The organism is Massilia sp. GER05 (assembly GCF_052056005.1).
Taxonomy (GTDB): Bacteria; Pseudomonadota; Gammaproteobacteria; order Burkholderiales; family Burkholderiaceae_D; genus Telluria; species Telluria orientalis.
In genome coordinates, this window is the sequence record NZ_CP178858.1 from 1401920 (window position 1) to 1415400 (window position 13481).

The window sequence follows — 13481 nt, forward strand, 5'->3', positions numbered from 1 at the left end:
CCGCTTCCAGCCGTCACAGCAGGCGCGCGATCGTCGCGTCGCCGCTGCGTGAACGGCTGGGCAAACACCCGCCACCGTTCTGTGCTCCCCCCGATATCGGAACTTGAAGGTAGGCCAGTGTCGCCCAGTTCGTAAAATTCTTGTCCACGATGCCGTGGACACAGGAGCATTATCCGGGTGCAAGCGCCCTCATCTGTTCGCCGCCTCACACAACACGGCCGCGGCCACGCCGGCGTCAGGACTGCGGTTCGCCGACCTGGATCGGGTCACGGCGCGGAATGATGTACCAGAGTCCCACAAAGAGGAGGAGTGAGGCAACCGCGGCAGCGATACTGAGCGAGAGCATGTCGGTTGCAAGCGACACGACCGTCAACATGTCGAGCGACAGCCCAAGAGCCAGTGGCATCAACGCACCCCGGATGGCTTTGCGCGCTACCTTGACCATGAGCGACGTCGCGTAACCGTGCTGGGCGCGGTAATACACTGCCGGCGTCATCAGGAGAGCCATCGCGATCACCATCAACGCGAGGCCGACCATGTGGCACGCCTGTGCGTACGGCGCGAGGTCATTGAACCGTTCGTTGAACACGGCGATCGTCTGGAAACCAAACACCGCCTGCAGGCCTGGGAGAATGCAGCGCGCCTCTTCGATGATGTCGCGCATGGCTCGGTGGTTCTTTTCTTGTTGAGAAGCTTGATCGTCCATGGGATGACAGTAGCGCCAAACACGGCTGTGTTCAACCGCCCGCACGATTGAAGCACGTCGTTACGCATGGACGATGCCGGCCTGCGATGCCCATTGTTCCAGGCTGTGCCGCTGGATCGCCGCCGCCATCAGGTCGGGGAATAAATCTGGCGTGCAGGCGAAGCAGGGAATGCCCAGCGCGGCCAGCTGCGCCGCATTGTTGCGGTCGTACGAAGGGGCGCCGCTGTCGTCCAGTGCGAGCAGGGAGATCACCTGCGCGCCGCTGCCGACGAGGCTCGCCGCGCGCCGCAGCATTTCCGCATTGTTGCCGCCCTCGTACAGGTCGCTGATCAGGACGAAGATCGTATCCTGCGGCCGCGTGACGAGACCCTGGCAATATGCGAGCGCGCGGTTGATGTCCGTGCCGCCGCCGAGCTGCGTGCCGAACAGGACCTCGACCGGGTCGTGCAGCAGCGGCGTCAGGTCGACGACGGCCGTGTCGAACACGACCACCGACGTCGTCACCGCCTTGATGCTCGCAAGGACCGCCGCGAACACGCTCGCGTACACGACCGACGGCGCCATCGATCCGCTCTGGTCCACGCACAGCACGATGTCGCGCAGCGAGCGTCCGCGCCGGCCGTAGCCGATGCGCGTCTCGGGGATGATCGTCTGGTAGTCCGGTTGATAGTGCCGCAGGTTGGCGCGGATGGTGCGCAGCCAGTCGATGTCCTGGTGGCGCGGGCGCAGGTTGCGCGCCGCCCGGTTCAGGCTTCCCGACACGGCCTGGCGCATCGGCGTGGACAGCTTCTTTTCCAGTTCCTCGACGACCTTCGCGACGACGGCGCGGGCCGTCGCGCGCGTCTTGTTCGGCAGGACGCGGTTCAGGCTGAGGAGCGTCGCGACGAGGTGCACGTCCGGCTCGACGGCCGCCAGCATCTCCGGTTCGCACAGCATCTGCTGCAGGCCGAGGCGGTCGAACGCATCCTTCTGCATCACCTGCACGACGCTGGACGGGAAGTACTGGCGGATGTCGCCCAGCCAGCGCGCGACGCGCGGTGCCGATCCACCCAGGCCGCCGCTGCGCGTGTCCGGACCGGCGCCGTACAGCGCGTCGAGTGCCGCATCGATCGCGGCATCGGCACCGCCCAAGTTGAGTGATTCGTCCGCGTCCTGGCCCAGCACGAGGCGCCAGCGGCGCGCCGCTTCTTGTTCATTCGCCATGGACGGCCTCCTGGAGTGACCCGGTTCCGAACAGCGTGTGCAGGATGGGCAGCACGCGGCGCGCCCGCGCCGGATCGATGGCCGTTGCCGCCGCGGCGTGCGTGACCGCGCCGCCTGCTTGCGCCGCACGCTGGCCCAGTTCGCGCCGCTCCGGTGCGCTGAACGTGGCGACCGTCCGGCGCAGCAGCGGCAGCAGTTCCGTGAACACATGGTCCGGCTGCGCGAGCAGCCAGCCGTTCACGATATGCCACAACGGGTCGCTGTGCGCGAGCAGCGCGCCGCTGCCCTGCAAAAACCCTTCGAGCCAGTGCGCGGTAACGAGCGGCGGCACGGCCGGCGAGCAACGCAGCGCGAGCTGGCGCGCGGCGCGCTCGCTGTCCCAGCGTCCCTGCTCGGTGAGGATGCGGCCGCACCGCCCCGCCAGCAGCGGGTGCGACAAATCGCTCGTCGCGCCGGCCTCCAGCGCATCGAACCAGGCCGCCGCATGCGCCTCGTCCTGCAACAGGCGCACGGCCTGGTCGGCCGCGATGATCTGGCCCAGCAGCGCGGCGGCCGCATCGTCCGCGACGCCGCGCAGGCCGTACGGCAGCGCGATGCACGCGCGCGCCAGGAGACCGTCGACGACGCTCGCCAGTGCCTGCGTGTCGACGTTGCGCGCGCTGCCGTAGCGCAGCACGTTGACGAGCGACGGCAGCGCCGCCAGCAGCAGCCCGAGGTCGGGCGTCAACGTGCCCACTTCCTGGATGCGCGCCATCAGCGGATCGACGGCCGCGCGCAGGTCGGCCAGCAAGATCGTCTCCATCAGGCGCGTGAGTTCCGGCAGGGTGTGCGCCTGCGCGGCGCGGTCGGCGGCGAGCGCAGTTGCGGCGCTTTCGAGCGTGGCGCCCCAGCGGCTCGCGGCGATCAGGTCGACGGCGAATTCCGGCTCCCACGCGAGCTGCCATTGCTCGTGGAACGTGCCCGTCCGGCCGCGGACGGTCTGCTGCCGGCCCCACGGGACGCCCAGCAGCGCGAGGCGATGCAGCAGCACGCTCTTTTCCAGGTGAGCGGGCTGGCGCAGGTCGAGGTCGAGCTCCGTCATGTCCGCCCGCACGGGCATGCGCAGGCGCTTCTGCTGCGCGGCCACGTCCTGCGCGAGCGGCACGGCCGGGACCTCGTCCGGGACACTCCCCAACGCCTCGTCGACGAGCAGTTCGCGCCGGATCAGACGCAGCGGCGCGTCGCTGTCGTAGCAGAACACGGCGCGCACGGCTTCCATCAATTCGTCCAGGCCCGGACGTGGACGGTCGCGCAGCGCGGCCAGCGTGTCGGCCAGGCGCGCCGCCTCGATCACGTGGGCGGACGATGCGTCGAGATCGTGCTTGCGAAGGAGCGTCGCGACTTCCGTCAGCCAGTGCAGGCCCGCGCGCTCGCGATGGCGCCACAGGTGGCGATACCAGCCGGGCGCCGTCACGCCGGCGCCGTAGCCGCTGGCGAACGTGAGGCGGCCGTGCGTCCACGGCACCCACGTCGCCGCGATCTTTTCCTTCGCCAGGCCTTTCAACAGATCGGCGTCGCTCTTCGCGCTGGGCAGCGTCGCGAGGGCCGGCACGTGCCACGCACCACACACGACGGCGATGCGTTCGCGGCCTTCCTTGACGGCCTGGCGGATCGCCGTGCGCATCCACGCTTCGCGTTTTAGTTCGACGTCGTCGGACGGCGGGCCGGTTTCGTTGCGCAGCGCCGTCATCATCTCGGCAATGGCGGCGAACAAGTCCAGGCTGTCGCCGCGCTGTTCGACGAGATGGTCCCACCACGTCTCCGTGTCGCCGTAGCCGGCCGCGCGGGCGAGCCAGCGCAGCGGGTCGTCCTGGATGTCGTCCTTCTTGGCATCCTTCCTGTCGTCCGCTGCGCGCAGTGCGAAGCGGTAGGCCTGCGGCAGATCGCAGAAGCGCAGCTCCGCGCCATGTTCGCTCGCGTAGCGGAGCGCCTGCCATTCCGGCGAATACTCGGCGAACGGGTAGAACACGGCGCGCTGCGGATCGGCCGGCGCGTACAGCAGCAGGGCCACGGGCGGTACCAGCTCCGCATGGCCGGCAAAGGGCGCCAGCGCATCCGCTTCCGCCGGACCCTCGACGAGGATGCAGTCCGGCGCCAGCGCGGACAGCGCGGCCGCCAGGCTGCGCGCGCAACCGGGGCCGTGGTGGCGGACGCCGAACAGGTGGACGCTCATGCCATGACGTCGCGGCAGGCGCGGTACAAGTCCTTCCACCCGTCGCGCTCCTTGACGACGGTCTCCAGGTATTCGAGCATCGCCACGCGGTCCTGCAGCGGATCCTTGACGATTGCGCCGACCATGCCGGCCGCAAGGTCCGCGCCGCGCAGCACGCCGTCGCCGAAGTGCGCCGCCAGCGACAGGCCGTGCGTGACGACGGAGATCGCCTCGGCCGTGCTCATGCTGGCGCTGGGGACTTTCAGCTTCGTCTTGCCGTCGCTGGTAACGCCTTCGCGCAGCTCGCGGAATACGGTGACGATGCGGCGTATCTCTTCCAGCGCCGGCGTCTCGGCCGGCAGCTCCAATGCGCGTCCGATGCTCGCCACGCGCGTCTCGACGATGCGCACTTCCTCGTCGGCCGTGCGCGGCGGCGGCAGCACGACGGTGTTGAAGCGGCGTTTCAGTGCGCTCGACAGCTCGTTGACGCCGCGGTCGCGGTCGTTCGCGGTGGCGATGATATTGAAGCCTTTCTCGGCCAGCACCTCGTCGTCCAGCTCCGCGATCGGCAAGACCTTCTCGGACAGGATCGAAATCAGGCCATCCTGCACCTCGCCCGGCATGCGCGTGAGTTCCTCGATGCGGGCGACGCGTCCCGTGCGCATGGCGCGCATCACGGGACTCGGGACGATGGCCTCCTGTGACGGGCCCTTGGCCAGCAGCTGCGCGTAGTTCCAGCCATAGCGCACGGCTTCCTCGCTGGTGCCGGCGGTGCCGTGCACGACGAGCGTGGAGTCGCCGCTGATCGCGGCCGCGAGATGTTCGGACACCCACGATTTCGCGGTGCCCGGCACGCCGAGCAGCAGCAGGGCGCGGTCGGTGGCGAGCGTGGCGACGGCGATCTCGATCACGCGCGGATTGCCGATGTACTTGGCGCTGATCGTCGCGCCGTTTTCCAGCGCGCCGCCCAGCAGGTATGTCGAGACGGCCCACGGCGACATCTTCCAGCGGGGCGGGCGCTGGCGCGTATCGGCGGCGATCAGCGCTTCCAGCTCGTCGGCGTACTGCTGCTCGGCGTGCTGGCGGAGGACGGAAGAGGTGGCGGTCATGCGGGCTCCTGGAATGAAAGGGTCATCTCGTGGCGCAGGCGCGCGAGATCGAAGAATGCGTCGACGGCGTTGTTCCACTCGGCGTCGGGCTGCCAGGCCGCGCGCAGGCCTGCTTCCGACGCGACGGTGGTCGCCGGGTCGAGCGCAAGGGCGAGGCTGGACAGCATCTGGCGTACGAGCCACGGGTGGCCCATGTCGGGCAGCGGCAGCAGCGATGTGCGCAGCCGCTCCAGCGCGCGCCGGCTCATGTCCGCGGACCAGGCGTGTGGCGCGCCGGCGGCGAGGCGCGTCAGCAGCCGCATCGGGAACCCGTCGCCGATCCACTTGCCGGCGAGGGCGTCGAACAGGGCATCGTCTTGTGCGACGTGGGCGGCGGCGACGTCGAACAGGCTGTCGGGCACGGCCTCGCGCAGGGAGGGGCGGGCGCCGGCCGACCAGACGAGGAAGTCGCGCAGCCACGCGCGTGCGCCGTCCTGGCGCTGGACGGCCAGCGCCCAGCCGCGCACGAATACGGTGGCGAACTCGCCGTGCGCGGCGAGTTCGAGGCAGGCGCGCGGTGTGCGGTCGACATGGCGCGGCCACACGTTCGGATCGACGGCCGCCAGCATGTCCACGACCCACCCGGCCTTTTCGCCCAGGCCGTGATGCGGCGTGGCGCCGATGCCGTCGCGCCGCATGGCCGCGTCCAGCGCCGCCGGGAAGGCCAGTTCGATGCGGTCGGATTCGATCCGCAGCAGCGGCAGCAGCCGGCCTTCCATGCGCTGCGCCAGCCGCGATCCGGGCAGGCGCGCGAGCAGGCGCTGGGCCGCGGTGCGCACTTCCTTGCGGCGATCGTCGAGCGCCGCTTCGAGGAAGGCTTCGTCGTCCGGCCCCAGTCCGACGGCCAAAGCGGCCAGCAGGGCCGCGCGCCGGTCCGGGGGCTCGCTGCTCCACGCCGCTTCGAGTGCGGCGAGCGCCGCCTGCGGATCGCGCGCACGCCAGTCGCGCAGCGCGGCCACGCGTTGTTCCGGTGTGCCGGTGTCCCACGGCGCTGCCTCCGCATCGATGCCGGCGGCCCAGTTCCACTCCGCCTGCACGCGCGCGAGCCAAGGTCCCCGTTCGCCCAGCACGGGCAGCAGTGCGGGACGCAGCGCCGGCCGGCGCGTGGCCGCATCGAGCAGCTTGGGCAGCATGTGTGCGGGCAGGTGGCCGCCGTACCGGTGCAGCAGCCGGAGCCACTCCGCTTCCAGGCCGGCCGGATGCAGGTCGCGCAGCAGCACGGCCAGGACGGCTTCCGCACGGCGTGGGCAAGGACGCAGGGTCTCGGGCGCGGCGACGGATGCCGGCATCGGCGCGGGCAGGCCGGGCGCGATAAAACCGCTGCGTTCCCACAGGTCGAGGGCACCGAGCGAGAGCCACAGCGCCGCTTCCGGCACCGCCGCGGCATCGTGCGGCAGCAACGCATCGAGCGGCGCGTGGAGTCCGGCGGGCGGACGGCCGGCGCGGGCCATCCCGATTTTTAACTGCTGCTGCAGCTGGCGCGCGGCGTCGTTCATGGAAGGTCGCTGTCGATGTTGTAGAGCCGTCCGTCGTTCCAGACGGCGAGCGGCAGCAGCATGCGGCCATCCCATTCAGCGCAGACGGTGAGCGGATGGCCGCCGGAGAGGGCCAGCAGGTGCACCGGATGGCGGAAAGACGGATGCAAGGCGATGCGGCGGCCCTGCGTGTCGCGGACGATGCCATGGTCCGCGCCGTCCGGCACGAGGCCGCCGAGCAGCACCGGGTGGCGCTCCAGGAAGGGCTGGGCGGCGAGGGCGTCCGCGTACGTGTCCTGCAGGGTGTCGAGGCTGGACGGGTCTGCGATGGCGGACAAGGGCTGCACGTCGTCCTGGTGCCGGATGTGCGCGCGCAGCGGCCATGCGCTCGGATAGAAGCACAGGTCACCGTCGAATGCGGTGCCCGGCGCGAGCTGTTGTTCGAAGCCCTGCGTGCCGACCGCGTACTGGAGGTGCAAGGCCCAGCGTCCCGTCGCGGCGCCCAGCAGCCAGGTCGAGCGCACGCGCAGGCGTTCGTCGTCGAACGTGCACTGGGCGAGCACGCTCCAGCGGTCCGTGACGGCGCCCTGGCGCAGGACGTCGTCCTGGCTCATCGTCCACCCGAGCAGGGCGCGCACGTCGGCCTGCAGCGCCGGCGCCAGTTCGTCGATGCGCTGCCATGCCCGGACCAGCAGGTACAGCGATGCGAGTTCGTTCGCGACGAGGCTTTCGGCGTTGCGCAAGCCTGATTGGTAGAGCATGCTGCCCGCGCGGCGCAGGCGGCGTGCGACCGGGGCCGCCTGGGCATCTGCCATGCGCGCGGCGATCGCATCCCAGAACCCTTGGCCGCGCGAGCGCACGGACGCGAGACCTTCGCGCGCCAGATCGTGCAGCCAGGTCTGCAGGTCCGCCAGGCCAGCGGTCACTTTGTCTTCGCGCTTTTCCTCACGCTTGCGGGCCAGTGCCGCGGCTTCCGGACCGGCGTCTTTTGTGAGCGTCTTCTTTTCCTGGCGCGACTGGCGTCCCTGTAGCCAGTCGCTGACCCATGCCGGCGTCTCCGCCTGGTCGAACAAGGAGGGCTCGGCGGCGCGCAGCAGGTACAGGCCGAGGCCATGCTTGCAGGGGAATTTGCGGCTGGGGCACGTACATTTGAAGGCGGGGCCGCCGAGGTCGATCTGGGTGCGATAGGGTGTCTTGCCGCTGCCCTGGCATTCGCCCCACAGGGTGCTGTCGCTCGTGCCGAGATTCGACCAGTTCCGCGGCGTCGCCAACTGGCTGCCGGCCTTGGCCGAGGCGGAATCGGGCGCGAGAGCCAGGATCTGGTTGGCGTCGAGGGTCACCGGTGTCCTTCAGGCGGATTGATATATTTTCTAGTTCAGTATTCGTGATTATTGCCTAAACGTCAATTAGATGGTGGAGGCGCTGAAGTCGCGCTCGTGCAACGGTACTTGCGTAAGGGCACGTGGGTTGTTATAGTGCGCGTCCTGTTTTGCAGCGCATGAATTGAGTCGGAAACGACGACGCGACAAAACAGACGAGGGGTTGACGAGTTAAGCGAAGTACGGCATAATCTCACTCCTCTGCTGCTGACGAACAAAACGATTCGCAAACGCAGCAAGGCAGTACCGAATACAGTTCTTTAACAATCAACAGTCGATAAGTGTGGGCGTTTGATGAAGTGCCAGTATCGCTTCGGTGATACTGAATGCTTAAATTATCAAATGTTCACGCAAAAGAAATACGTTGCTCAGCAATGAGTAGCGGTCAGTATTTTGAGTGAGCGATCTGCTACGAAAGTAGCAAAAACAGAGATTAAACTGAAGAGTTTGATCCTGGCTCAGATTGAACGCTGGCGGCATGCTTTACACATGCAAGTCGAACGGCAGCGCGGGGCAACCTGGCGGCGAGTGGCGAACGGGTGAGTAATATATCGGAACGTACCCAAGAGTGGGGGATAACGTAGCGAAAGTTACGCTAATACCGCATACGATCCAAGGATGAAAGTGGGGGACCTTCGGGCCTCATGCTCCTGGAGCGGCCGATATCTGATTAGCTAGTTGGTGAGGTAAAGGCTCACCAAGGCGACGATCAGTAGCTGGTCTGAGAGGACGACCAGCCACACTGGGACTGAGACACGGCCCAGACTCCTACGGGAGGCAGCAGTGGGGAATTTTGGACAATGGGCGCAAGCCTGATCCAGCAATGCCGCGTGAGTGAAGAAGGCCTTCGGGTTGTAAAGCTCTTTTGTCAGGGAAGAAACGGCCCAGGCTAATACCCTGGGCTAATGACGGTACCTGAAGAATAAGCACCGGCTAACTACGTGCCAGCAGCCGCGGTAATACGTAGGGTGCAAGCGTTAATCGGAATTACTGGGCGTAAAGCGTGCGCAGGCGGTTTTGTAAGTCTGTCGTGAAAGCCCCGGGCTTAACCTGGGAATTGCGATGGAGACTGCAAGGCTTGAATCTGGCAGAGGGGGGTAGAATTCCACGTGTAGCAGTGAAATGCGTAGAGATGTGGAGGAACACCGATGGCGAAGGCAGCCCCCTGGGTCAAGATTGACGCTCATGCACGAAAGCGTGGGGAGCAAACAGGATTAGATACCCTGGTAGTCCACGCCCTAAACGATGTCTACTAGTTGTCGGGTCTTAATTGACTTGGTAACGCAGCTAACGCGTGAAGTAGACCGCCTGGGGAGTACGGTCGCAAGATTAAAACTCAAAGGAATTGACGGGGACCCGCACAAGCGGTGGATGATGTGGATTAATTCGATGCAACGCGAAAAACCTTACCTACCCTTGACATGTCAGGAACCTCCGAGAGATTGGAGGGTGCCCGAAAGGGAGCCTGAACACAGGTGCTGCATGGCTGTCGTCAGCTCGTGTCGTGAGATGTTGGGTTAAGTCCCGCAACGAGCGCAACCCTTGTCATTAGTTGCTACGAAAGGGCACTCTAATGAGACTGCCGGTGACAAACCGGAGGAAGGTGGGGATGACGTCAAGTCCTCATGGCCCTTATGGGTAGGGCTTCACACGTCATACAATGGTACATACAGAGGGCCGCCAACCCGCGAGGGGGAGCTAATCCCAGAAAGTGTATCGTAGTCCGGATCGCAGTCTGCAACTCGACTGCGTGAAGTTGGAATCGCTAGTAATCGCGGATCAGCATGCCGCGGTGAATACGTTCCCGGGTCTTGTACACACCGCCCGTCACACCATGGGAGCGGGTTTTACCAGAAGTAGGTAGCTTAACCGCAAGGAGGGCGCTTACCACGGTAGGATTCGTGACTGGGGTGAAGTCGTAACAAGGTAGCCGTATCGGAAGGTGCGGCTGGATCACCTCCTTTCTAGAGTGGCACTGGGAGCTAACGCTCCATCATCAAGCGCCCACGCTTATCGGCTGTTATAAAGTTAAACGAGAACAGTTCGGGTCTGTAGCTCAGTCGGTTAGAGCACCGTGTTGATAACGCGGGGGTCGTTGGTTCGAATCCAACCAGACCCACCAGTTACCAAATGGGGGATTAGCTCAGCTGGGAGAGCACCTGCTTTGCAAGCAGGGGGTCGTCGGTTCGATCCCGTCATCCTCCACCATTCGACTGTTTAGACTATCTTTATCCAAGACCTGCGTCTTCGATAAGTGTAGTTCTCGTTCTTTAACAATCTGGAAGAAGTAAAGTTTTCTTTAAGCGTGTAGCTGGTCTAACGATCAGATGCACACTTAGGGTAGAAAATCTGTATGTATCAACAAACAAAGTAAGCTGAACTCTTGTCGATATGACGTTCCCTGATACTCATGCAGGGGCCAACGTTATAGGGACAAGTGAATAAGTGCACATGGTGGATGCCTTGGCGATTACAGGCGATGAAGGACGTAGTAGCTTGCGATAAGCTGCGGGGAGTGAGCAAACACACTTTGATCCGCAGATTTCCGAATGGGGAAACCCGGCCTTTTAGGTCATTGCATACTGAATACATAGGTATGCAAAGCGAACGCGGCGAACTGAAACATCTAAGTAGCTGCAGGAAAAGAAATCAACCGAGATTCCCAAAGTAGTGGCGAGCGAAATGGGATGAGCCTTGTACGTGATAGTCGATCGAATAGTGGAACAGCCTGGAAATGCTGGCCATAGAGGGTGATAGCCCCTTACACGAAATTCGAACGGTGGTACTAAGCGTACGACAAGTAGGGCGGGACACGAGAAATCCTGTCTGAAGATGGGGGGACCATCCTCCAAGGCTAAATACTCGTAATCGACCGATAGTGAACCAGTACCGTGAGGGAAAGGCGAAAAGAACCCCGGGAGGGGAGTGAAATAGATCCTGAAACCGTGTGCATACAAACAGTCGGAGCCTCTTCGTGGGGTGACGGCGTACCTTTTGTATAATGGGTCAGCGACTTACATTCAGTGGCGAGGTTAACCGGATAGGGGAGCCGTAGAGAAATCGAGTCCGAACAGGGCGACAGTCGCTGGGTGTAGACCCGAAACCAGGTGATCTACCCATGGCCAGGATGAAGGTGCGGTAACACGCCCTGGAGGTCCGAACCCACTAATGTTGAAAAATTAGGGGATGAGCTGTGGGTAGGGGTGAAAGGCTAAACAAACCTGGAAATAGCTGGTTCTCTCCGAAAACTATTTAGGTAGTGCCTCAAGTATCACCATCGGGGGTAGAGCACTGTTATGGCTAGGGGGTCATTGCGACTTACCAAACCATTGCAAACTCCGAATACCGATGAGTGCGAGCTTGGGAGACAGACGTCGGGTGCTAACGTCCGGCGTCAAGAGGGAAACAACCCAGACCGCCAGCTAAGGTCCCAAAGATTGGCTAAGTGGAAAACGAAGTGGGAAGGCTAAAACAGTCAGGATGTTGGCTTAGAAGCAGCCATCATTTAAAGAAAGCGTAATAGCTCACTGATCGAGTCGTCCTGCGCGGAAGATGTAACGGGGCTAAGCCAGTCACCGAAGCTGCGGATATGTGCTTGCACATATGGTAGGAGAGCGTTCCGTAAGCCTGAGAAGGTGTCTTGTAAAGGATGCTGGAGGTATCGGAAGTGCGAATGCTGACATGAGTAGCGATAAAGAGGGTGAAAAGCCCTCTCGCCGAAAGCCCAAGGTTTCCTGTTCAACGTTCATCGGAGCAGGGTGAGTCGGCCCCTAAGGCGAGGCAGAGATGCGTAGCTGATGGGAAGCAGGTTAATATTCCTGCACCGTCGTATGATGCGATGGGGGGACGGATCGCGGAAGGTTGTCCAACTGTTGGAATAGTTGGTTCTTGACTCATAGAAGGCGCTTAGGCAAATCCGGGCGCGTAATTCAAGGGGTCGAGACGTGTGTCCTTGTGACACGAAGCAATCGGAAGTGGTTCCAAGAAAAGCCTCTAAGCTTCAGTCATACGAGACCGTACCGCAAACCGACACAGGTGGGCGAGATGAGTATTCTAAGGCGCTTGAGAGAACTCGGGAGAAGGAACTCGGCAAATTGGTACCGTAACTTCGGGATAAGGTACGCCCCGGTAGCTTGAATGGTTTACTCCATGAGGGTGAAAGGGTTGCAATAAACTGGTGGCTGCGACTGTTTAATAAAAACACAGCACTCTGCAAACACGAAAGTGGACGTATAGGGTGTGACGCCTGCCCGGTGCTGGAAGATTAAATGATGGGGTGCAAGCTCTTGATTGAAGTCCCAGTAAACGGCGGCCGTAACTATAACGGTCCTAAGGTAGCGAAATTCCTTGTCGGGTAAGTTCCGACCTGCACGAATGGCGTAACGATGGCCACACTGTCTCCTCCCGAGACTCAGCGAAGTTGAAATGTTTGTGATGATGCAATCTACCCGCGGCTAGACGGAAAGACCCCATGAACCTTTACTGTAGCTTTGCATTGGACTTTGAACCAATCTGTGTAGGATAGGTGGGAGGCTTTGAAGCGGGGACGCCAGTTCTCGTGGAGCCAACCTTGAAATACCACCCTGGTTCGTTTGAGGTTCTAACCTTGGCCCGTAATCCGGGTCGGGGACAGTGCATGGTAGGCAGTTTGACTGGGGCGGTCTCCTCCTAAAGTGTAACGGAGGAGTTCGAAGGTACGCTAGGTACGGTCGGACATCGTGCTAATAGTGCAATGGCATAAGCGTGCTTAACTGCGAGACCGACAAGTCGAGCAGGTACGAAAGTAGGACATAGTGATCCGGTGGTTCTGTATGGAAGGGCCATCGCTCAACGGATAAAAGGTACTCTGGGGATAACAGGCTGATTCCTCCCAAGAGTTCATATCGACGGGGGAGTTTGGCACCTCGATGTCGGCTCATCACATCCTGGGGCTGTAGCCGGTCCCAAGGGTATGGCTGTTCGCCATTTAAAGTGGTACGTGAGCTGGGTTTAAAACGTCGTGAGACAGTTTGGTCCCTATCTGCCGTGGGCGTTGGAAATTTGAAGGGGGCTGCTCCTAGTACGAGAGGACCGGAGTGGACGAACCTCTGGTGTACCGGTTGTCACGCCAGTGGCATTGCCGGGTAGCTAAGTTCGGAAGAGATAACCGCTGAAAGCATCTAAGCGGGAAACTCGCCTTGAGATGAGATTTCCCGGAGCCTTGAGCTCCTTGAAGGGTCGTTCGAGACCAGGACGTTGATAGGTCAGGTGTGGAAGTGCAGTAATGCATTAAGCTAACTGATACTAATTGCCCGTACGGCTTGTCCCTATAACCTTGGCAGTCATTGCCAACGCAAGGGTTCAGCTGTTTGTTGAGACAACAGATTACGAAAACCACTT

Annotated in this window: 6 protein-coding genes, 2 tRNA genes and 2 rRNA genes; 4 read left to right on the forward strand and 6 right to left on the reverse strand. The window is 62.7% G+C overall.

All coding sequences use genetic code 11. The features are described 5' to 3' along the window. Positions 1-235 precede the first annotated feature (235 nt). The 6 genes from ACL58G_RS06230 to ACL58G_RS06255 are packed head-to-tail and all read right to left on the reverse strand — an operon-like array spanning position 236 to position 8063. Positions 236-706 carry a DUF6328 family protein gene (locus ACL58G_RS06230; protein ID WP_440965771.1) on the reverse strand — a complete coding sequence of 157 codons (471 nt, stop codon included), beginning with the start codon at positions 704-706 and terminating at the stop codon, positions 236-238. A 60-nt stretch (positions 707-766) separates the two neighbouring features. Beyond that, positions 767-1909 carry a VWA domain-containing protein gene (locus ACL58G_RS06235; RefSeq protein ID WP_440965773.1) on the reverse strand — a complete coding sequence of 381 codons (1143 nt, stop codon included), beginning with the start codon at positions 1907-1909 and terminating at the stop codon, positions 767-769. Then, complete coding sequence (locus ACL58G_RS06240) at positions 1899-4121, reverse strand: DUF5682 family protein (protein WP_440965775.1); 2223 nt, start codon at positions 4119-4121, stop codon at positions 1899-1901. The genes ACL58G_RS06235 and ACL58G_RS06240 overlap by 11 nt, the downstream gene beginning before the upstream one ends. Continuing rightward, complete coding sequence (locus tag ACL58G_RS06245; protein ID WP_440965777.1) at positions 4118-5209, reverse strand: ATP-binding protein; 1092 nt, start codon at positions 5207-5209, stop codon at positions 4118-4120. Before ACL58G_RS06245 ends, ACL58G_RS06240 begins: the two co-directional genes overlap by 4 nt. Beyond that, positions 5206-6744: a DUF5691 domain-containing protein gene (locus tag ACL58G_RS06250; RefSeq protein ID WP_440965779.1), complete on the reverse strand. Its 1539-nt coding sequence runs from the start codon at positions 6742-6744 to the stop codon at positions 5206-5208. Before ACL58G_RS06250 ends, ACL58G_RS06245 begins: the two co-directional genes overlap by 4 nt. Beyond that, a complete protein-coding gene (locus ACL58G_RS06255; RefSeq protein ID WP_440965780.1) occupies positions 6741-8063 on the reverse strand; it encodes an SWIM zinc finger family protein in 1323 nt (440 codons plus the stop codon). Before ACL58G_RS06255 ends, ACL58G_RS06250 begins: the two co-directional genes overlap by 4 nt. A 474-nt stretch (positions 8064-8537) precedes the next feature. On the opposite strand from ACL58G_RS06255, the gene ACL58G_RS06260 reads away from it, so the two are divergent. The 4 genes from ACL58G_RS06260 (at position 8538) to ACL58G_RS06275 (ending at position 13410) form a co-directional block, all read left to right on the forward strand. Further along, a 16S ribosomal RNA gene (locus tag ACL58G_RS06260) occupies positions 8538-10066 on the forward strand. An 81-nt stretch (positions 10067-10147) separates the two neighbouring features. Beyond that, positions 10148-10224: transfer RNA gene (locus tag ACL58G_RS06265), tRNA-Ile, on the forward strand. A gap of 10 nt (positions 10225-10234) precedes the next feature. Continuing rightward, positions 10235-10310: transfer RNA gene (locus ACL58G_RS06270), tRNA-Ala, on the forward strand. A gap of 223 nt (positions 10311-10533) precedes the next feature. Continuing rightward, positions 10534-13410, forward strand: a 23S ribosomal RNA gene (locus ACL58G_RS06275). The 16S and 23S rRNA genes sit together here with 2 tRNA genes alongside, the layout of an rRNA operon. Positions 13411-13481: the final 71 nt, after the last annotated feature.